This is a genomic window from Streptomyces sp. NPDC002403, assembly GCF_053593015.1.
Genome location: NZ_JBSFBQ010000001.1, coordinates 243,702 through 261,839, shown reverse-complemented (window position 1 = coordinate 261,839; position 18,138 = coordinate 243,702). Strand labels below are relative to the sequence as shown.

21 protein-coding genes and 3 tRNA genes are annotated in these 18,138 nt (G+C 71.3%); 6 read left to right on the top strand and 18 right to left on the bottom strand.

The features are described 5' to 3' along the window. Positions 1 to 50: 50 nt before the first annotated feature. The 3 genes from rpmG to ACWCPY_RS01230 form a co-directional block, all read right to left on the bottom strand. Positions 51 to 215 (bottom strand): 50S ribosomal protein L33, encoded by a 165-nt coding sequence (gene rpmG / locus ACWCPY_RS01240; RefSeq protein WP_003956487.1) that lies wholly within the window; start codon positions 213 to 215, stop codon positions 51 to 53. An 89-nt stretch (positions 216 to 304) separates the two neighbouring features. Beyond that, positions 305 to 377: transfer RNA gene (locus ACWCPY_RS01235), tRNA-Met, on the bottom strand. Between the two features lie 46 nt (positions 378 to 423). Next, positions 424 to 496 (bottom strand) — tRNA-Thr (locus ACWCPY_RS01230). Between the two features lie 301 nt (positions 497 to 797). Here ACWCPY_RS01230 and ACWCPY_RS01225 point away from each other — a divergent pair. Together ACWCPY_RS01225 and ACWCPY_RS01220 are read left to right on the top strand one after the other, a co-directional pair. Further along, positions 798 to 2,099 (top strand): amidohydrolase family protein, encoded by a 1,302-nt coding sequence (locus tag ACWCPY_RS01225; RefSeq protein ID WP_451262236.1) that lies wholly within the window; start codon positions 798 to 800, stop codon positions 2,097 to 2,099. 34 nt (positions 2,100 to 2,133) lie between these two features. Further along, positions 2,134 to 2,790, top strand: coding sequence for an SDR family oxidoreductase (locus ACWCPY_RS01220; RefSeq protein ID WP_451262235.1), 657 nt, complete (start codon positions 2,134 to 2,136; stop codon positions 2,788 to 2,790). Positions 2,791 to 2,811: 21 nt separating this feature from the next. On the opposite strand, the gene ACWCPY_RS01215 is transcribed toward ACWCPY_RS01220, so the two are convergent. Together ACWCPY_RS01215 and ACWCPY_RS01210 are read right to left on the bottom strand one after the other, a co-directional pair. Then, positions 2,812 to 3,261: a DUF523 domain-containing protein gene (locus ACWCPY_RS01215; protein ID WP_451262234.1), complete on the bottom strand. Its 450-nt coding sequence runs from the start codon at positions 3,259 to 3,261 to the stop codon at positions 2,812 to 2,814. A gap of 63 nt (positions 3,262 to 3,324) precedes the next feature. Further along, positions 3,325 to 3,406 (bottom strand) — tRNA-Tyr (locus ACWCPY_RS01210). 214 nt (positions 3,407 to 3,620) lie between these two features. Between ACWCPY_RS01210 and ACWCPY_RS01205 the strand changes: the two genes are divergently transcribed. From ACWCPY_RS01205 to ACWCPY_RS01195, 3 genes are all read left to right on the top strand, one after another. Further along, entirely contained in the window at positions 3,621 to 4,109 is a 489-nt protein-coding gene (locus ACWCPY_RS01205) for a YajQ family cyclic di-GMP-binding protein (RefSeq protein ID WP_329818595.1), read from the top strand. Positions 4,110 to 4,267: 158 nt separating this feature from the next. Beyond that, positions 4,268 to 4,768, top strand: coding sequence for a methylated-DNA--[protein]-cysteine S-methyltransferase (locus ACWCPY_RS01200; RefSeq protein WP_451262233.1), 501 nt, complete (start codon positions 4,268 to 4,270; stop codon positions 4,766 to 4,768). Position 4,769: 1 nt separating this feature from the next. Further along, the gene (locus tag ACWCPY_RS01195) at positions 4,770 to 5,480 is read left to right on the top strand and encodes an alpha-ketoglutarate-dependent dioxygenase AlkB family protein (RefSeq protein ID WP_451262232.1); all 711 of its coding nucleotides are present in this window, start codon (positions 4,770 to 4,772) and stop codon (positions 5,478 to 5,480) included. On the opposite strand, the gene ACWCPY_RS01190 is transcribed toward ACWCPY_RS01195, so the two are convergent. Next, positions 5,441 to 5,713, bottom strand: coding sequence for a GlsB/YeaQ/YmgE family stress response membrane protein (locus ACWCPY_RS01190; RefSeq protein WP_451262231.1), 273 nt, complete (start codon positions 5,711 to 5,713; stop codon positions 5,441 to 5,443). The two genes, ACWCPY_RS01195 and ACWCPY_RS01190, sit on opposite strands and share 40 nt — an antisense overlap. A gap of 305 nt (positions 5,714 to 6,018) precedes the next feature. Between ACWCPY_RS01190 and ACWCPY_RS01185 the strand changes: the two genes are divergently transcribed. Next, complete coding sequence (locus ACWCPY_RS01185; RefSeq protein ID WP_388581837.1) at positions 6,019 to 6,420, top strand: YccF domain-containing protein; 402 nt, start codon at positions 6,019 to 6,021, stop codon at positions 6,418 to 6,420. 67 nt (positions 6,421 to 6,487) lie between these two features. On the opposite strand, the gene htpX is transcribed toward ACWCPY_RS01185, so the two are convergent. From htpX to ACWCPY_RS01125, 12 genes are all read right to left on the bottom strand, one after another. After that, complete coding sequence (gene htpX, locus ACWCPY_RS01180) at positions 6,488 to 7,351, bottom strand: zinc metalloprotease HtpX (protein ID WP_451262230.1); 864 nt, start codon at positions 7,349 to 7,351, stop codon at positions 6,488 to 6,490. A gap of 215 nt (positions 7,352 to 7,566) precedes the next feature. After that, positions 7,567 to 8,022: a large conductance mechanosensitive channel protein MscL gene (mscL, locus tag ACWCPY_RS01175; RefSeq protein WP_451262229.1), complete on the bottom strand. Its 456-nt coding sequence runs from the start codon at positions 8,020 to 8,022 to the stop codon at positions 7,567 to 7,569. Positions 8,023 to 8,116: 94 nt separating this feature from the next. Beyond that, positions 8,117 to 9,742 (bottom strand): NADH-quinone oxidoreductase subunit N, encoded by a 1,626-nt coding sequence (locus ACWCPY_RS01170; RefSeq protein ID WP_451262228.1) that lies wholly within the window; start codon positions 9,740 to 9,742, stop codon positions 8,117 to 8,119. Continuing rightward, entirely contained in the window at positions 9,739 to 11,286 is a 1,548-nt protein-coding gene (locus tag ACWCPY_RS01165; RefSeq protein ID WP_451262402.1) for a complex I subunit 4 family protein, read from the bottom strand. The genes ACWCPY_RS01170 and ACWCPY_RS01165 overlap by 4 nt, the downstream gene beginning before the upstream one ends. A gap of 27 nt (positions 11,287 to 11,313) precedes the next feature. Then, complete coding sequence (locus tag ACWCPY_RS01160; protein WP_451262227.1) at positions 11,314 to 13,314, bottom strand: NADH-quinone oxidoreductase subunit 5 family protein; 2,001 nt, start codon at positions 13,312 to 13,314, stop codon at positions 11,314 to 11,316. After that, a complete protein-coding gene (nuoK, locus tag ACWCPY_RS01155; RefSeq protein WP_451262226.1) occupies positions 13,311 to 13,718 on the bottom strand; it encodes an NADH-quinone oxidoreductase subunit NuoK in 408 nt (135 codons plus the stop codon). Before nuoK ends, ACWCPY_RS01160 begins: the two co-directional genes overlap by 4 nt. After that, on the bottom strand, positions 13,718 to 14,272 hold the full coding sequence (locus ACWCPY_RS01150; protein WP_451262225.1) for an NADH-quinone oxidoreductase subunit J family protein: 555 nt from the start codon (positions 14,270 to 14,272) through the stop codon (positions 13,718 to 13,720). The genes nuoK and ACWCPY_RS01150 overlap by 1 nt, the downstream gene beginning before the upstream one ends. Then, entirely contained in the window at positions 14,269 to 14,901 is a 633-nt protein-coding gene (locus ACWCPY_RS01145) for a NuoI/complex I 23 kDa subunit family protein (protein ID WP_451262224.1), read from the bottom strand. Before ACWCPY_RS01145 ends, ACWCPY_RS01150 begins: the two co-directional genes overlap by 4 nt. Continuing rightward, positions 14,901 to 15,869: a complex I subunit 1/NuoH family protein gene (locus tag ACWCPY_RS01140; protein WP_451262223.1), complete on the bottom strand. Its 969-nt coding sequence runs from the start codon at positions 15,867 to 15,869 to the stop codon at positions 14,901 to 14,903. Before ACWCPY_RS01140 ends, ACWCPY_RS01145 begins: the two co-directional genes overlap by 1 nt. Then, the gene (locus ACWCPY_RS01135) at positions 15,866 to 16,966 is read right to left on the bottom strand and encodes an NADH-quinone oxidoreductase subunit C (protein WP_451262222.1); all 1,101 of its coding nucleotides are present in this window, start codon (positions 16,964 to 16,966) and stop codon (positions 15,866 to 15,868) included. The genes ACWCPY_RS01140 and ACWCPY_RS01135 overlap by 4 nt, the downstream gene beginning before the upstream one ends. Continuing rightward, the gene (locus tag ACWCPY_RS01130; protein ID WP_451262221.1) at positions 16,963 to 17,631 is read right to left on the bottom strand and encodes an NADH-quinone oxidoreductase subunit B; all 669 of its coding nucleotides are present in this window, start codon (positions 17,629 to 17,631) and stop codon (positions 16,963 to 16,965) included. The genes ACWCPY_RS01135 and ACWCPY_RS01130 overlap by 4 nt, the downstream gene beginning before the upstream one ends. Further along, a complete protein-coding gene (locus ACWCPY_RS01125) occupies positions 17,622 to 18,023 on the bottom strand; it encodes an NADH-quinone oxidoreductase subunit A (protein WP_189544080.1) in 402 nt (133 codons plus the stop codon). Before ACWCPY_RS01125 ends, ACWCPY_RS01130 begins: the two co-directional genes overlap by 10 nt. Positions 18,024 to 18,138: the final 115 nt, after the last annotated feature.

Below are 18,138 nucleotides of genomic sequence, written 5' to 3'. Positions count from 1 at the left end.
ACGACACGAGGCCGCCCCCCAAAGGGGACGGCCTCGTGTACGAGCCTGATTCAGCGCGTTTCGCGGTGCGCGGTGTGCGAGTTGCAGCGCGGGCAGTGCTTCTTCATCTCAAGACGGTCCGGGTTGTTGCGCCGGTTCTTCTTGGTGATGTAGTTCCGCTCCTTGCACTCCACGCAGGCCAGCGTGATCTTCGGGCGGACGTCGGTGGCAGCCACGTGAGTGCTCCTTGGACGGACGGATGGACGGATGAACGCAAAAAAGAGTAGCCGATCGAAGGACCGACCCCACAATCGGCTACCGTAAGTAGCGGTGACCGGACTTGAACCGGTGACACAGCGATTATGAGCCGCTTGCTCTACCGACTGAGCTACACCGCTTTGATGAATGAGTCCCCCCGCCGAAGCGGGGTTTCCCGATCACCAGAGCCCCAATGCGGAATCGAACCGCAGACCTTCTCCTTACCATGGAGACGCTCTACCGACTGAGCTATTGGGGCGAGCGATGAAGACATTACACGGTCTCTCGCCGATCGCCCAAATCCGTTTCGGAGCCCCGTCCACCGGCCTTGATCGGCACCCCGCCGATCCCCCGGCCGAGGGCCCCCGGGACCGCCCGTCGGCCGCCTGAGCAGCGCCTCGGCCCTCCCGCGGGGCACCGCCGCCACGGTCGTGCGTCCCCGCCCCACGCACCCCCAGGGCCACACCGGTACGACTATTTCGCTCCTCCTCGAACCCGGCCGAACACGCCCCTAGGCTCGACTCACTCTGCGTGATCTTGCCCCCCTTCCCTGGAGCGCGATGCCCGACAGCCAGCCGTGGCAGCCGGACGACCACGCCGCGGACGCGGCCGGACCGACCAGCAGCCCCGACAGCGCCGACCCGGCCGGGACCGGCCTGGTGCTCTGCGACGCCCGTCTCGCCGACGGCCGCGTCGTGGACGTACGGCTCGGCGGCGGCCGCATCGAGGCCGTCGGCACCGCGGGCAGCCTGGCCGCACCCGGTCCGCGGCTGGACCTGCGCGGCTATCTGCTGCTCCCCGCCCCCGCCGACCCCCACGCCCACAGCGACACCGCGCTCACCGCCGGCGGCACCGGGCCCGACGACCCCGGACCGGTGTCGCACCGCCCGGAGGACATCCGCCGCCGCGCCACCGAGGCCGCCCTGCTGCAGCTCGGGCACGGCGCCACGGCGCTGCGCTCGCACGTGCGGATCGGGGACGTCCAGGGCCTCGCCTCGCTCGAAGCCGTGCTCCAGGCGCGCCGCTCGCTGCACGGTCTGGCCGATCTGAGCACGGTCGCCGTGCCCCGGCTGCTCACCGGCGTCGCGGGCGCCGGCAACCTGGCGATGCTGCGCGACGCGGTGAAGATGGGGGCCGACGCGGTCGGCGGCTGCCCGGACCTCGATCCGGACCCGGCGGGGTACGCGGAGGCCGTCCTGGAGGTCGCCGCCGAGCAGGGCTGCCCGGTCGACCTGCACACGGACGGCGACGATCCGGCCCGGCTCGGCCGGCTGGCCGCCATGGCCGGAGGGCTGCGGCCCGGCGTCTCCCTCGGCCCGTGCGCCGGCCTCTCCCGGCTTCCCCCGCAGGCCGCGGGCCGCGCCGCCGACCAGCTGGCCGCGGCCGGGGTGACGGTCATCTGCCTCCCGCAGGGCGGCTGTTGCGGCGCGGAGGACCGGGGTACCGCGCCCGTACGGCTGCTGCGCTCGGCGGGGGTGCGGGTCGCGGCGGGCAGCGGTGCGCTGCGGGACGTCGTGAACCCCGTGGGCCGCGGCGACCCCCTGGAGGCCGCCTATCTGCTCGCCTCGCAGCACGGGCTGCCCGCCACGGAGGCCTACGAGGCGGTGTCCTCGGTCGCCAGGGCGGCGACGGGGCTGCCCGGGATCAGGGTCGAGGCGGGCTTCCCGGCCGAGCTGCTGGCCGTGCGCGGGGAGCAGCTCCCGGGCGTGCTCTCGCTCGCGTACAGCCGGATCGTGGTGCATCGCGGCCGGGTGGTGGCGCGGACCAGCGCGGTGCGCGAGTACTGCGAATCCGAGGCCGTCGTCGCCCTCGATCTGCCCCGCCAGGGAAGGCCGGATTCCGGTCCGTGCGGCGGGCCCTGAGCGCGGTGGGCCCTCGCGGCGTACGGTCGTGAGCATGCGCATTGTCATCGCAGGTGGACATGGTCAGATCGCGCTGCGGCTGGAGCGGCTGCTCGCCGCGCGCGGGGACGAAGCCGTGGGCGTCATCCGCAATCCGGACCAGGGCGAGGACCTCCGGGCGGCGGGTGCCGAGCCGGTGGTCCTGGATCTCGAATCCGCCTCCGTGGAGGAGGTGGCGCAGGTGCTGCGGGGCGCCGACGCGGCGGTGTTCGCGGCCGGCGCGGGCCCGGACAGCGGCCGGGCACGCAAGGAGACGGTGGACCGCGGGGCGGCGGTGCTGTTCGCGGACGCGGCGGAACGGGCGGGTGTACGGCGCTACGTCGTGGTCTCGTCGATGGGCGCCGACCCCGACCATCCGGGCGACGAGGTCTTCGACGCGTATCTGCGGGCCAAGGGCGCCGCGGACGCGTATGTGCGCTCCAGGTCCGCGCTCGACTGGACGATCCTGCGCCCCGGCATGCTGACGAACGACGCGGGCACGGGGGAAGTCCTGCTGACCGCGTCGACCGGTCGGGGGCCGGTGCCGCGCGACGACGTGGCGGCGGCGCTGCTGGAGCTGCTGGAGACCCCGGCGACAGCGGGGCTGACGCTGGAGCTGATCTCGGGGAAGGTGCCGGTGTCGGTCGCGGTGAAGGACGTCGCGGGGAACTGACCGGGCCGGGGCCGCTCGGAGTCAGGCGCCCGGCGCCGGGCGGACGGTGATGCCGTGGCGCTCCAGCAGCGCGGCGGTGACGCCGTCGCCCTCGTGGAGCGCGCCCGTGAACGTACCGTCGTAGACCGTTCCGCGTCCGCAGGAAGGGCTGCGCGCCATCAGCAGCGCCTCGGTGCAGCCGGTCCGGCGCGCGGCCTCCAGGGCCCGCTCCGCGCCGTCCACGAACTCCGCCGTCACGTCGTGCCCGGTGTCGTCGACGACGCGGGCGCGGCCGTCCAGCACGTCATGGCCGTCGCCGCCGGTGATCTCGGCGGGGCGGCGTGGGGTGGGGAGTCCGGCGGAGACCTCGGGACAGAAGGCCACGGGGCGGCGGTCGCCGATGGCCGCGGTCACCGCGTCGGAGTCCTTGCCGCGTCCGTCGAAGCGGCAGGGCACACCCTGCAGGCAGGCGCTGACCAGTACGGATTCCATGTTCACGGCCCCTCGCAGCAGAAAACAAAGAAGGCCCCTGTCTGAGACAGGGGCCTTACCATGTGGCGGCGCCAGGGTTCGAACCTGGGTAGGCTGAGCCGGCAGATTTACAGTCTGCTCCCTTTGGCCACTCGGGCACACCGCCGGGGTTTGCTGCCGTGAGACCCGCTTTTCGGCGGTGCTCCGTGGCAACGACGTAAACGATACCCGATGCCCAGGGGTGCTTCGCCACCGGATTGATCAGCGGCCCGATCGGGCGCGGGTGGCTAGGCTTTGATCGGCGTCGCGGGGCCGACAGGCCTGCCGCCGTCCGTATGCACCCCCCGTTTCCGCATCCCCGATACAAGGAGCCACACGTCATGGCCGACTCCAGTTTCGACATCGTCTCGAAGGTCGAGCGGCAGGAGGTCGACAACGCCCTCAACCAGGCCGCCAAGGAGATCTCGCAGCGTTACGACTTCAAGGGCACCAACGCCTCGATCGCCTGGTCCGGCGAGAAGATCCTGATGGAGGCGAACGGCGAGGAGCGGGTCAAGGCGATCCTCGACATCTTCCAGTCCAAGCTGATCAAGCGGGGCATCTCGCTGAAGTCGCTGGACGCGGGCGAGCCGCAGCTGTCCGGCAAGGAGTACAAGATCTTCGCCACCATCGAGGAGGGCATCTCCCAGGAGAACGCCAAGAAGGTGGCGAAGATCATTCGCGACGAGGGCCCCAAGGGCGTCAAGGCCCAGGTCCAGGGCGACGAGCTGCGGGTCAGCTCGAAGAGCCGGGACGACCTGCAGGCCGTGCAGGCGCTGCTGAAGGGCCAGGACTTCGACTTCGCCGTGCAGTTCGTGAACTACCGGTAGGTCCCGCCCCTTCGGTGTGCGGAGCGGGACGCACCGCTCCGCACCCGGGGTGCGATGTCCGAAAACCGCCGGTCACGTCGGCGCGAGGCACGCAGACTTGTCCGTGTCGGGCGACGATCGGGTCGCATCCGGCGTGACACGCAGGAAAGGGACGAGTCATGACCATGTACGCAACGGTCGACAGCCCGCTGGGTGAACTGCTGCTGGTCGGCGAGGAGACCACCGGCGGACCGGCGCTCGCCTCGCTCTCGCTGCCCGGCCAGAAGGGCGCCGCGGCCGTCCAGGACGGGTGGGTCCACGCTCCGGAGGCCTTCGCGGGGATCGCCGCCCAGCTGCGGGAGTACTTCGCGGGACGGCTGACCCGCTTCGACATCGTGTACGCGGACGGCGTGGGCACCGACTTCCAGCGCCGGGTGTGGGCCGCCCTGGACACCGTCCCGTACGGGGAGACCGTGTCGTACGGCGAGATCGCCGACCGCGTCGGCACCTCGGCGGCGGGGGTACGGGCCGTGGGGACGGCGATCGGGCGCAATCCGCTGCTGATCGTGCGTCCGTGCCACCGGGTCATCGGCGCGGACGGGGCGCTGCGGGGTTACGCGGGCGGTCTGGAGCGCAAGGAGCGGCTCCTGGGGCTGGAAGGCGCCCTGGCGGTGCGCTGAGATGTCCGGGCTCTTCCCGAGGCCTCGCGCGGTCGTCGCGCCGGGGGCCGTGCATGTGCCCGAGTGGCTGCCGCCGGAGCGGCAGCGGGAGTTGGTGGCGGCCTGCCGGGAATGGGCGCGCGGGCCCGTGCCACTGCGGCACACGGTCCTGCCGGGCGGCGGGGTGATGTCCGTGCAGACGGTCTGTGTGGGGTGGCACTGGCAGCCGTACCGCTATTCGCGCACGGCCGACGACGTGAACGGTGCGCGGGTGGCCGAATTTCCCGGCTGGCTGGCGGCGTTGGGGCGCGAGGCACTGGCGGCGGCGTACGGGGACGAGAGCCCGGTACGGGCGTACGCGCCGGACACCGCGCTCGTCAATTTCTACGACGGGGCGGCGCGGATGGGCATGCACCAGGACAAGGAGGAGCGGTCCGGTGCTCCGGTGGTGTCGCTCAGCATCGGCGACACCTGCGTCTTCCGCTTCGGCAACACGGAGAACCGCGGGAAGCCCTATACGGACGTGGAATTGGCCTCCGGCGATCTGTTCGTCTTCGGCGGGCCGTCACGTTTCGCGTTCCACGGCGTGCCGAAGGTCTGTCCCGGGACCGCCGGTCCCGCGTCGGGGATGAGCCGCGGCCGGCTCAATCTGACCCTGCGCGAGACCGGGCTGGGCGGCTTCGGCGACGGGCCTCAGTGGCGTTCGCGGGAGTTCCCGAACAGTAGCCGGTAGGCGATCAGCAGGATCAGCGAACCACCGATGGCGGCGACCCAAGTGGCCATGTCGAAGAAGTCGTTGGAAATGGGGCGGTCCAGGAAGCGCGACGATATCCAGCCGCCGAGAAAGGCGCCGACGATCCCTATGAGGGTGGTGCCGACCAGGCCGCCCGGGTCGCGGCCCGGGAGCAGGACCTTGGCGATGACTCCGGCCACCAGTCCGAGAATGATCCATCCGATAATGCTCATGCGTGCGAACCTACCCATCACTCGTTCCTGGAATCCAGGACGCCCCTGCCCGTGACGTGGTTGCGCGCGCGGCGCCCCCGGGGCCCGGAGGAGGTGTTCCTCACGTGCCGGGCGGTCTTCTCGGCGGCTGCGGGCAACTGCTCGGTGCCGTTCCTGCGTTCATGGTGAATGACGGCACCGGCACTCGGGCGTGGCCGGCGGGGCGGTCACTCCACGGGCCCGCTCCGGTTACTCCTCTCCGTGACCTGGGCCGATACTGACCATGCAGGGCGACGACGGGCAACACCCCCGGAAGGCGAGTGACCATGAAGCTCATACAGCTGATCCTGAACATCCTGTGGGTGGTGTTCTGCGGGTTCTGGATGGCCCTCGGCTACCTCGTCGCCGCGATCATCTGCTTCGTGCTGATCGTGACGATCCCGTTCGGCATCGCGTCCCTGAGGATCGCCGGTTACGTGCTGTGGCCGTTCGGGCGGACGACGGTGGAACGGCCCGACGCGGGGGCGCCGTCCTTCGTCGGGAACGTGATCTGGCTCGTCTTCGCCGGGTGGTGGCTGGCACTGGGGCACCTGATCACCAGCATCCCGCTGTTCGTGTCGATCATCGGCATCCCCTTCGGCTGGGCGAACCTGAAGATGATCCCGATCTCGCTGATGCCGCTGGGCCGCGAGGTGGTCCCGAGCGACGAGGCCTTCGGCGCCCGCTGAACGACGCGAGCGGCCCCGGACGAGGAGTCCGGGGCCGCTCGTCGTACGGGTCCCGGCGAGGCCCGCTTCAGCGGCGGGGGCCCGCCATCTGCTCCAGCCGGGCGATGCGCTCCGCCATGGGCGGGTGCGTCGAGAACAGTTTGGACATGCCCTGGCCGGGGCGGAACGGGTTCGCGATCATCATGTGGCTCGCGGTCTCGATCCTCGGCTCCGGGGGCAGCGGGAGCTGTTTCGTTCCCGCGTCGAGCTTGCGCAGGGCGCTGGCCAGGGCCAGCGGGTCGCCGGTCAGCTGGGCGCCGGAGGCGTCCGCCTCGTACTCCCGGGAGCGGCTGACGGCCAGCTGGATGACGGAGGCCGCGACCGGGCCGAGGATCATGATCAGCAGCATCCCGAGGATTCCCGGGCCCTCGTCGTCGTTGGACCGGCCCACCGGGATCAGCCAGGCGAAATTGACCAGGAACATGACGACGGAGGCGAGCGCTCCGGCGACGGACGAGATCAGGATGTCCCGGTTGTAGACATGGCTCAGCTCGTGTCCCAGGACGCCGCGCAGCTCCCGCTCGTCCAGGATCTGCAGGATGCCCTCGGTGCAGCAGACCGCGGCGTTGCGCGGGTTGCGGCCGGTGGCGAAGGCGTTGGGTGCCTGTGTCGGGGAGATGTAGAGCCTGGGCATGGGCTGGCGGGCGGCGGTGGAGAGCTCGCGGACCATGCGGTAGAGCTGTGGCGCCTCGAACTCGCTGACGGGCCGGGCCCGCATGGCCCTGAGCGCCAGCTTGTCGCTGTTCCAGTACGCGTAGGCGTTGGTACCGACGGCTACGAGGAGCGCGACGATCAGTCCCGTACGTCCGAAAAAGCTTCCGATGACGATGATGAGTGCGGACAGTCCCCCGAGGAGTACGGCGGTTCTCAGCCCGTTGTGCCGGCGGTGCACGGTACGCCCTCCAAGTGGTGCGGCAGGGGAACCCTTTGCTTGGTGGTCTCCACTCCCCCAGTGGAGCCTCCCGTACCGGTCAACGCCAGGCGAGAGGAGCTAGTTCCCTTGTGCGCACCGCCGCACGGCCGGGCCTGTCCGGCGCTTGTGGCCGGATCGGGCTCTGGGCCGTACGGGTCAGTGGCGGTACGTGTGCCGGTCCGCCCCGGCGTGACTCAGCGCTGGGCGGGGAGTCCGGCGACCTCCAGGGCCTCGGGCTCCGGCTTGATCTCGCTGGTGCAGTGGGCGCAGCGGGAGGCGATGGCCGGGATCTCGGTGTAGCAGCGGGGGCAGTCGCGCTTGGCGGCCTTGATGTCGAGTTTCTCGGCCTTGGTGAAGCGGGCCTGGACCTTCGCCATGGGCACGACCACGCAGAAGTAGAGAACGGCGGCGGTGATCAGGAACGCGATGGCGGCGGCGAGGAACTTCCCGTACGGGAAGATGGCGCCCTCGACCGAGAACTCCGCCGAGCTGAAGTCTCCGACGGAGCCGGTGGCGAGGCCGATCAGCGGGGTGATGAAGGCCGTGCTGAATCCCGTGACGACCGCGGTGAACGCCGCTCCGACGGCCAGACCGATGGCCATGGAGATGACGTTTCCGCGCAGGATGAAGTCCTTGAACCCGTTCAGCACCGCTCTTGCTCCTCTGTCATGCGTACGTGTGGGGGGTGTGCGGGCAAGACCATGCCCTGTACGGACCGTCCCGGGCAAACCGATCTTCGGTATGTCAGAAGAGATTGACGGCGGCGAACCGGAGGACCGTCTGCGGAGCGCCCGACAGCACCACTGCGGCCACGGCCGTGAGCGCGATCGCGACGGTGACGGAGGCTGGGGCTCCGTGCCTGGTGGGGGCGGGTACGGCGCCGTCCGCCGGAATGTCTTCGCGGGCCGACGCCGGAGCCTCCTGCGAGGCCTCCGCCGGGGCGCGGAAGAGCGTCGCGGTCCACTGGAGGTAGTAGTAGAGCGCGATCACGACGTTGACGGCCATGACGACGGCGAGCCAGCCGAGTCCGGCGTCGACGGCCGCGGAGAAGACCGTGACCTTGGCGAAGAGGCCGATGATGCCGGGCGGCAGACCGGCCAGGCAGAGCAGGAAGAAGGCCATCGCCAGGGCGGCGAGCGGGCGGGTGGCGTACAGGCCGCGGTAATCGGTGATGCGGTTGCCGGGGCTGGTACGGGCGACCAGGGCGGCGACCGCGAAGGCCCCGAGGTTCACCACGGCGTACATGAGGGCGTACGCGACGGTGGAGCCGATGTGTTCGTCGCTGGAGTACGCGGCGGAGGCGATCGGCACCAGGAGGTAGCCGGCCTGGGCGACGGACGACCAGGCGAGCAGGCGCACCGCGCTGCGGGCCCGGCCGGCGTTCTGGCGCAGGGCGGCGACGTTGCCGATCGTCATGGTGAGCGCGGCGAGGACGGCGAGGGCCGGTCCCCAGACGTCGGCGTACGCCGGGAAGGCGATCACGGTGACGAGGATGAGGCCGGAGAAGCCGACCGCCTTGCCGACGACCGAGAGGTAGGCGGCGATCGGCAGAGGGGCGCCGACGTAGGTGTCGGGGACCCAGAAGTGGAAGGGCGCGGCGGCCGTCTTGAACGCGAAGCCGACCAGGGTGAGGGCGACGCCCGCCTGGGCGAGGGTGTCGAACCGGCCGGGCACGTCGTCCAGCCGGGCGGCGATCTCGGTGAGGTGCAGGGTGCCGGTGGTCGCGTACACGAAGCTGACGCCGAGCAGCATGACGGCGGTCGCGACGACGGAGGAGAGGAAGAACTTCAGGGCGGCCTCGGAGGACCGCCGGTCGCCGCGCTTGATGCCGACGAGCGCGAAGGCGGGCAGCGAGGCGACTTCGAGGGCGACGACGAGGGTGGCGAGATCGCGGGCGGCGGGCAGCAGCGCGGCACCGGACGCGGAGGCCAGCAGCAGGAACCAGAACTCGCCGGCGGGGAGCCTGCGGGTGTCGCCGAGCGAGAGCAGCGCGGTGAGCAGGGCACCGCCGAGCACGAGGGCCTGGATGACCAGGGCGAAGTGGTCGGCGGTGTAGCTGCAGGCTCCTGCGGAGCCGGGTCCGGTGGCGGCCGCGTCGACGCAGAAGGTGGAGTGGTCGCCGTCGCGCAGCGGGACGAGGAGGGCCAGTGCGGCGACGAGGCCGGCGATGGTCAGCGCGCCGAGGAGCGGCTTGCGCCGCTCGGGCAGGAAGAGGTCGGTGACCAGGACGATCAGGGCCATCGCCGCGACGACGACCGGGGGCGCGATCGCGAGCCAGTCGACGGACTGGATGAGGCTGGGGGTGCTCTCGGCCGCGGTGGTGACGAGGTCCGGGGCGGCGGCGCCCGCGGTGGCGACGGCTGGGGTCACGACTTGCCTCCTGCGAGGAGCTTCTGCACGGCCGGGTCGGTGAGGCCGAGGAGGACGGCGGGCCACAGGCCGGCGAGGACGGTGAGCGCGACGAGCGGGGTCCAGGCGGCGAACTCGTACGTCTGGACGTCGGCGAGCTGCGGCTCCTCGCGCTTCTCGCCCATGCAGACCCGGCGTACGACCATGAGCATGTACGCGGCGGTGAGCAGGGTGCCGAACGCGGCGATCGACATGAAGGTGAGGAAGGCGGGCCGGCTGAGGCCGTCGGCGGGGTCGAAGGAGCCGAACAGGGCGAGCATCTCGCCCCAGAATCCGGCGAGGCCCGGCAGGCCCAGGGACGCGACGGCGGCGAAGGCGAGGAGGCCGCCGAGGCGGGGTGCCCGGCCGTAGAGCGCGGCCCCGGTGGCTCCGGACAGGGTGTCGAGGTCGGCGGTTCCGTACCGGTCCTTGACCGCTCCGACCAGGAAGAACAGCAGGCCGGTGATGAGGCCGTGGGCGATGTTGGCGAAGAGCGCGCCGTTGACTCCGGTGGGGGTCATGCTCGCGATGCCGAGGAGCACGAAGCCCATGTGCCCGACGGAGGAGTACGCGATCAGGCGCTTGAGGTCGCCCTTGGAGCCGGGGCGGACCAGCGCCAGGCAGGCCAGCGATCCGTAGATGATGCCGACGACCGCGAAGGCGGCGAGGTAGGGCGCGAAGGTGTGCATCCCGTCGGGGGTGATGGGGAGCAGGATGCGGACGAATCCGTACGTGCCCATCTTCAGCAGGACGCCCGCGAGCAGCACCGAGCCGACGGTCGGGGCCGCGGTGTGGGCGTCCGGCAGCCAGCTGTGCAGCGGCCACATCGGGGTCTTCACGGCGAGCCCGACACCGATCGCCAGAACGGCGATGACCTGCACGGACGTGGTGAGCCCACGGCCGTTGTCAGTGGCGAGTGCCACCATGTCGAAGGTGCCGCTCTTCAGTCCGACGAGGAGCAGGCCCAGCAGCATGACGACCGAGCCGAGCAGTGTGTAGAGGATGAATTTCCAGGCGGCGGCCTGCCTCTGCGCACCGCCCCAGCGGGCGATGAGGAAGTACATCGGGATGAGCACCATCTCGAACGCCAGGAAGAACAGCAGCAGGTCGAGGACGGCGAAGGTCGCGAGGGTGCCGGACTCCAGGACGAGCAGGAGAGCGACGAAGGCCTTCGGGGAGGGGCCCGCGGGCAGCTTGAAGTAGCTGTAGAGCGCGCAGAGGAAGGTCAGCAGCGCGGTCAGCACGAGAAGGGGGAGCGAGATGCCGTCGATGCCGAGATGGATGCGGACGTCGAGCGCCGGGATCCAGCTGATGTCGGTGGTGGCCTGCATCTTCGACGGGTGGTCGTGGTCGAAGCCCGCGGCGAGGACGATCGCGGCGACCAGGACCGCACCGGTCACGGTCACGCCGTGGCGGAGCACGGCCTGGTCGGGACCGGATCCCCTCAGCCCGGGCGGGGCCGGGAGCAGGGCGGCCACGGCACCGACGAGCGGGATGACGACGATGAACGCGAGAAGGAACTGCATCACGGATTCACTGATATCGATCACGGCTCACGACCCGGCGTTGACGTTGGCGAAGACGACGGCGGCGATCGCCAGGACCAGCGAACCGGCGAGCAGTGCGCTGAGGTAGGTCTGCACGTTGCCGGTCTGGGCACGGCGGACGGCGGCGCCGAGCCCGCGTGCGACGGCCCCGGAACCGCGTACGTAGGTGTCGACGACCTCGCGGTCCAGGAAGCGGACGAGGCTCGCCGCGGCCTGGACGGGGCGGACGAACAGGGCCGTGTACAGGGCGTCGAGGTGGAAGCCCGCGGCGGCGTGGTGGTGGAGCGGGCCGAGCAGCATGCGGCCCGGGTCGGCCGGGTCGGGGGCGTCCCCGTCGGCTCCGTAGGCGGCGGTGTGTGCCGTCATGGCCTGGGCCTCGATGAGGGCGGGTTCGGCTTCGGGGTGGGCGACGACTGTGCCGACGGGGGTGCGGGCGACGAGCGCCGAGGTGTGGCGCCAGGCGCCGTAGGTGACGAGGCCGCCGACGAGGCCGACGCCCGTGGAGAGGACGGCGGTGGTGACGGTCGGGGTGAGGCTGTGGCCGTCGAACCAGTCGGTGATCACGCCGACGGTCAGGCCGAAGGCGATGGTGGGGACGGCGAGGACCCAGAGGACGGCGGTCATCGCGACGGGCTGCCTGCCGTGGTCCGGGGCCTCGGCGCCGCGGCCCCGGAAGGCGAGGAGCCAGAGGCGGGTGGCGTACGCGGCGGTGAGGACGGCGGCGAGCAGTCCGGCGACGAGTACGGTCCAGCCGGCGGCGGCCGGGGCGACGTGCCGCTCCCCGAGCGCGGTGTGCTCGGCGGCGACGAGGACGGCTTCCTTGGAGAAGAAGCCGGCGAACGGGGGGATGGCGGCGAGCGCGAGCAGGGCGACGGTCATCGTCCAGTAGGCGTCCGGGATGCGCTTCGTCAGGCCGCCCATGCGGAACATGGCGGCCAGCGAATTGGTCCCGGCGGCGTGGATGACGACGCCGGCCGCGAGGAAGAGGACGGCCTTGAACGCGCCGTGGGAGAGGAGGTGGAAGACGGCGGCTCCGCGGTCGCCGACGGCCAGGGCACCGGCCATGTAGCCGAGCTGGCCGATCGTCGAGTAGGCGAGGACCCGTTTGATGTCGTCCTGGGCGAGGGCGGCGAGTCCCGAGCCGATCATCGTGATCGCCGCCATGACGGCGAGTACGACGAGGGCCGCGCCGGACTCGGCGAAGACGGGGAGGAGCCGGGCCACGAAGTAGATGCCGGCGGCGACCATCGTCGCGGCGTGGATGAGCGCGGAGACGGGGGTGGGGCCGGCCATCGCGTCGGGCAGCCAGGTGTGCAGGGGGAACTGCGCGGACTTTCCGGCGACGCCCGCGAGGAGCAGCAGGGCGATGAGGGTGGGGTGGTCCAGGCCGCCGTTGGCGACGGCGCCCAGGATGCCGGTGATGCGGAAGGTGCCGGTGTCGGCGGCGAGCGCGAACAGGCCGATCAGGAAGGGGACGTCGCCGAGCTTGGTGACCAGGAAGGCCTTGAGGGAGGCGGCGCGGGCTTCGGGCGTCTCCCAGTAGTGGCCGACGAGGAAGTACGAGCAGATGCCCATGATCTCCCAGCCGACCAGCAGCACCATCAGGTCGCCCGAGTAGACGACGAGCAGCATCGCGGAGGTGAAGAGGGAGACGAGGGCCGCGTACGAGGGGTAGCGGGGGTCGTCGCGCAGATAGGCGGTCGAGTAGATCTGCACGCAGCTCGCGACGAGCCCGACCAGGACGGCGACGAGGACCGCGAAGCCGTCGAGGTGCAGGGCGAGGTCGATCGGGACCGAGCCGGTGGGGGTGAGCTGGGTCGCGGCGTCGATGGCCCGTCCGCCGCCCTGGCGTGCGGCGACGACGGCCGCGAGGAAGGCGGCGGCGAGCGTGGGCAGTACGGCCAGGGGGCGCACGAAGCCGGGGGCGGTGCGGCCGAGCAGGAGCCCGGCCGCGGCGCCCAGGAACGGAAGGAGGGGGACGAGGACGGCGAGGGTCGTGGTGGTCACGCGGTGGCCTCTGCCTTCTTTGCCTTCCCTGCCGCAGCAGTGGCCTGGTCTTCGGTGCCGGTGTCGGTGTCGTCGTCCGGCAGGGCTTCGGCGGCGTCGGTCTCGGCGGTGTCGCGGAGGCGGTCGACGTCCGAGCTGCCGCGGTTGCGGTACACGGCGAGGACGATCGCCAGGCCGATGCCGAGCTCCGCCGCCGCGATGGCGATGGTGAAGAGGGTGAGGGCCTGGCCGGAGTGCAGGGTGTCGCGGAGCCAGACGTCGAAGGCGACCAGATTGAGGTTGACGGCGTTGAGCATCAGCTCGACGGACATCAGGACCAGGATCGCGTTGCGCCGGGCGAGCACTCCGTACAGCCCGGTGCAGAAGAGGAGGGCGGCGAGCACGGCGGGATAGGCGAGGTGCATCAGCTCTGCTCCTTACCGCGCTTGCGGGACAGGACGATCGCGCCGACGAGGGCGGCGAGCAGCAGGACGGAGAGCGCTTCGAACGGCAGCACCCAGTGCCGGAAGAGGAAGGAGCCGGTCGCCTCGGTCGAGCCCTGGGCGGGTCCCTCCAGGTCGATCCAGGTGGTGCGGAAGGCGTCCACGACGACCCAGACGAGCGCGCCCGCGGAGGCGGCCGCCACGGCGAGGGCCGCCCAGCGGTTGCCCGAGTCGGCGTCCGGGGAGCGGCCGATGGGGGCCTTGGTGAGCATCAGCCCGAAGAGCAGGAGGACGACCACGGAACCGATATAGATCAGTACCTGCACCCAGGCGATGAACTCCGCGGTGAGCAGGAGGTACTCGACGGCGAGCCCCCCGAGCGCCACGACCAGCCAGAGCGCGGCGTGCACCAGCTGCTTGGTCGTGACGGTGACGAGGGCCGCGCCGAGGGTGGCGATGCCGACGAGGACGAAGGCGATCTCGACGCCGGTCGGGGAGAGGAAGCCGGAGTGGGCCGCGGTGGCTGCGAGTGTCACTCCTCCCCCTCCGCTTCCCTCTGGTTCTGCTGGGCTTCCTGGTCCTGCTGGGTTTGCTGCGCCTGCTGGGCTTCCTGGGCGCGCTGGGCTTCGAGTTTCTCCGCCGTCTTGCGGGCGGCGGCGATCTCCTTCGGCTCCTCGGCACCCGGGTCGAGCGCGGGCGGTTCCGGCACCGTCCACATCCATTCGCGGAGCTTGTCGCGCTCATGGGTGAGTTCGAGGATGTCCGTCTCCGCGTACTCGAACTCCGGAGACCAGAACAGCGCGTCGAAAGGACACACCTCGATGCAGATACCGCAGTACATGCAGAGCGAGAAGTCGATGGCGAAGCGGTCGAGGACGTTGCGGCTGCGTTCGCGGCCGCCCGGGGTGGCGGCGGGCACCGTCTCCTTGTGGGAGTCGATGTAGATGCACCAGTCGGGGCACTCGCGGGCGCAGAGCATGCAGACCGTGCAGTTCTCCTCGAACAGCGCGATGACGCCCCGGGAGCGGGGCGGGAGCTCGGGCTGGACGTCCGGGTACTGGGCGGTGACTGTCTTCCTCGTCATCGTCCGCAGGGTGACGGCCAGGCCCTTGGCCAGTCCGGAGCCGGGGATGCGGGGCCGGGAGGGCGGGGGCGACGCGGTCATCAGTTGATCGCCACCTTCACGATGCCGGTGAGCGCGATCTGCGCGAGAGCGAGCGGGATGAGCGTGGTCCAGGCGAGCTTCTGCAGCTGGTCCTCGCGGAGCCGCGGGTAGGACACCCGCAGCCAGATGACGACGAAGGCGAGCACCGCGGTCTTGAGGAGCGTCCAGACCCAGCCGAGTCCGTCGGCGCCGAACGGGCCGTGCCAGCCGCCGAGGAAGAGCACGGTGGTCAGCCCGCACAGCACGACGATGCCCGCGTACTCGGCGAGCAGGAACAGGGCGAAGCGCAGGCCGGTGTACTCGGTGTACGCCCCGAAGATGATCTCCGAGTCGGCGACCGGCATGTCGAACGGCGGGCGTTGCAGTTCGGCGAGTCCGGCCACGAAGAAGACCAGTGCGCCGACGATCTGCCAGGGCAGCCACCACCACTCGAAGGCATCGAGGATGCCCGGGAGGGAGACGGTGCCGGCCGCCATCGCGACGGAGGCGGCGGCGAGCAGCATCGGCAGCTCGTACGCGAGCAGCTGGGCGGCGGTGCGCAGGCCCCCGAGGAGGGAGAACTTGTTCGCCGACGCCCAGCCGGCCATCAGCGAACCGAGCACTCCCACGCCCATGACGGCGAGCACGAAGAAGATGCCCGCGTCGACGACCTGGCCGACCGCGCCCTCACCGGGGCCGATCGGGATGGCGACGAGCACGAGGAGGTACGGGAGCAGCGCGACGGCCGGCGCGAGCTGGAAGATCCGGCGGTCGGCACCGGCCGGGACGATGTCTTCCTTCTGCGCGAATTTCACGCCGTCCGCGACGAGCTGGGCCCAGCCGTGGAAGCCGCCGGCGTACATGGGGCCGAGGCGGCCCTGCATGTGGGCCATCACCTTGTGCTCGGTCTGCCCGACGACGAGCGGGAGGACCATGAACACGGCGAAGACGATGACGAGGCGGAGGGCGACGTCCAGTACGTCGTTCACTCGGTATCGCCTCCGGCGGGTCGGTCGGGGGTGGTGTCGGGATCGGGCGTGGGACCAGGGGTGGGGCCGGCATCCGTGTCGGCGCCCGTGTCGGCGCCCGTGTCGGCGTCCTTGTCGGTGTCCGCGTCGAAGGCCGGGCGGGCGTGGTGCCACGGGGCGTCGCCGGCTCCGGCACTCGGCTCCGCCGTCCCGGGGGCCGTGCGTGGCTCGGCGCCGGTCCCGGCTCCCGGCTCCGTACCCGGCTGCGGCTGCGGCGTCTTCGGCTGCTGGCTCGCCGAGCCCTGGGAGGCGCTACGGGTGCGGCGCGGGGTCGTGGCCTGGGGCGCCGGCCCCGGGCCTGCGGCCGGCTCCGTGCCCGTGGCCGGCTCCGTGCCCGTGCCCTGCTCCGGGGCTGCTGCCGCCGCCGTCCGCTGGGCGGCCGAGCCCTCGCTCGCGCTGCGGGTACGGCGCACCGGGCGGTCGCCCGCCGCGCGCGGGGTGCGGGCCGGGCGGGACGGGGCGGGCGGGAGCTGGCCCTTCAGGGGGCCCCAGTCGTTCGGGTCGGGGACACCGGGCGGCAGCATCGTGCGCCGCTTCGGGCCGCCGTGCTCCGACTCGCCGGGCTCCTTCGCGCCGGGCCACGCCTTCGCGACGCGCGCCGCCAGCACGAAGTCCTTGCGCAGCGGATGGCCCTCGAAGCCCTCGGGCAGCAGCAGCGGCACCAGGTGCGGGTGACCCTCGAAGCCGATGCCGAACATCTCGTGCGTCTCGCGCTCGTGCCAGGCGGCGCCCGCGTAGACGTCGATGGCGGTGGGCAGGACCGCCGCCTCGTGCGGGACGGTCGTACGGATCATGAGCCGGCGCACCCGGCCCGGGGCCAGGGCCGCGACATGCGCGCAGACCCGGAATCCGGTGCCCGGCTCGTCGACCGCGCTCAGCCAGTCGAAATACGTGCAGCCCAGCCCGTCGCGTGCCGTTTCGAGGGCCGCGGTCCAGGAGGCCGCCGGTACGTCGACGGTCAGCAGGTCGTACGTGTACTCCGCCGTCGCGTCCTCGCCGAAGAGCTCGGCGGCGGCGTCCGGCAGACGGTCGTAGGCGTCGGCGGGGCTGGTGGTCATGCGCGGTCCTCCCCCGGAGCCGGAGCCTGTGCCCGGGACGGATCCTGGGACGGGGCCTGCGGGGGCGCGACCAGGCCGCTGCGCAGGGCGGCGGTGGAGGGACGGCTGCCGCCCGTCGCGTACCGCTCCCCCAGCGACTCGCGGGCGATCTTCTCCTGGAGCTTGAGGATGCCCTGGAGCAGCGCCTCGGGCCGGGGCGGGCAGCCGGGGACGTAGACGTCGACCGGGATGATCTGGTCGACGCCCTTGGTCACGGAGTACGAGTCCCAGTACGGGCCGCCGCAGTTGGAGCAGGCGCCGAAGGAGATGACGTACTTGGGCTCCGGCATCTGCTCGTACAGGCGCTTCACCGCCGGGGCCATCTTGTCGGTCACCGTGCCGGAAACGATCATGAGGTCGGCCTGGCGCGGCCCCGGCGCGAACGGGATCACACCGAGCCGGATGAAGTCGTGCCGTGCCATGGAGGCGGCGATGAACTCGATCGCGCAGCAGGCGAGCCCGAAGTTGAAGACCCAGAGGCTGTAGCGACGGCCCCAGTTCAGGACCACCTTCATCGGCTCGGGCGCCAGGCGCGACAGGACGCCGAGCCGCTTGGGCTCCGGCAGGAAGGTCGGTGCGGGCTGCGGCTCGGATCCCTCGTCGGCCCGAGGGCTGGTCACGTCCATTCGAGGACGCCCTTCTTCCATGCGTAGAGCAGTCCAACGGCCAGGAAACCGAGGAAGATGAACATTTCGACCAGCGTCGTCGCCCCGTATCCGGGTGCCGCGAATACGGTCGCCCACGGAAACAGGAAGATCGAGTCGACGGCGAAGATCACGTACAGGAAGGCATAGACGTAATAACGGACCTGGGTATGTGCCCATCCTTCACCCACCGGGTCCACGCCGCACTCGTACGTCAGGAGCTTCTCCGGCGTCGGGACCACGGGGCGCAGCAGTCGGCCGGCCCCGAAGGCGACGGCGACGAACAGCACGCCGATCACGGCGAGCAGCCCGACCACTGAATAGCCGTGGAAATAGTCCGACGCGAGAACGGTCGATTCCGGCAGGTCCGCCACGTCCGCCCCTCGCTCCCTGGAATCCGTCCGGTGATCTGTACGCACGGGAGTCTAGGCCCTGTTAAAGAGACGGTAAGCAGCCGCGTCGGACATGGGGTGGGGTTATCCCTACTCC

Bases quoted from the DNA above. Each gene is read 5' to 3' on its own strand.
- ACWCPY_RS01135 (WP_451262222.1), bottom strand. From the start codon at position 16,966: ATGACCACCAGCCCCGCCGACGCCTACGACCGTCTGCCGGACGCCGCC.
- ACWCPY_RS01130 (WP_451262221.1), bottom strand. From the start codon at position 17,631: ATGGACGTGACCAGCCCTCGGGCCGACGAGGGATCCGAGCCGCAGCCC.
- ACWCPY_RS01225 (WP_451262236.1), top strand. From the start codon at position 798: ATGCCCGACAGCCAGCCGTGGCAGCCGGACGACCACGCCGCGGACGCG.
- ACWCPY_RS01200 (WP_451262233.1), top strand. From the start codon at position 4,268: ATGACCATGTACGCAACGGTCGACAGCCCGCTGGGTGAACTGCTGCTG.
- nuoK (WP_451262226.1), bottom strand. From the start codon at position 13,718: ATGCACCTCGCCTATCCCGCCGTGCTCGCCGCCCTCCTCTTCTGCACC.
- ACWCPY_RS01220 (WP_451262235.1), top strand. From the start codon at position 2,134: ATGCGCATTGTCATCGCAGGTGGACATGGTCAGATCGCGCTGCGGCTG.
- ACWCPY_RS01205 (WP_329818595.1), top strand. From the start codon at position 3,621: ATGGCCGACTCCAGTTTCGACATCGTCTCGAAGGTCGAGCGGCAGGAG.
- ACWCPY_RS01190 (WP_451262231.1), bottom strand. From the start codon at position 5,713: ATGAGCATTATCGGATGGATCATTCTCGGACTGGTGGCCGGAGTCATC.
- ACWCPY_RS01185 (WP_388581837.1), top strand. From the start codon at position 6,019: ATGAAGCTCATACAGCTGATCCTGAACATCCTGTGGGTGGTGTTCTGC.
- ACWCPY_RS01165 (WP_451262402.1), bottom strand. From the start codon at position 11,286: ATGCAGTTCCTTCTCGCGTTCATCGTCGTCATCCCGCTCGTCGGTGCC.
- ACWCPY_RS01195 (WP_451262232.1), top strand. From the start codon at position 4,770: ATGTCCGGGCTCTTCCCGAGGCCTCGCGCGGTCGTCGCGCCGGGGGCC.
- ACWCPY_RS01215 (WP_451262234.1), bottom strand. From the start codon at position 3,261: ATGGAATCCGTACTGGTCAGCGCCTGCCTGCAGGGTGTGCCCTGCCGC.
- ACWCPY_RS01145 (WP_451262224.1), bottom strand. From the start codon at position 14,901: ATGACCGCGTCGCCCCCGCCCTCCCGGCCCCGCATCCCCGGCTCCGGA.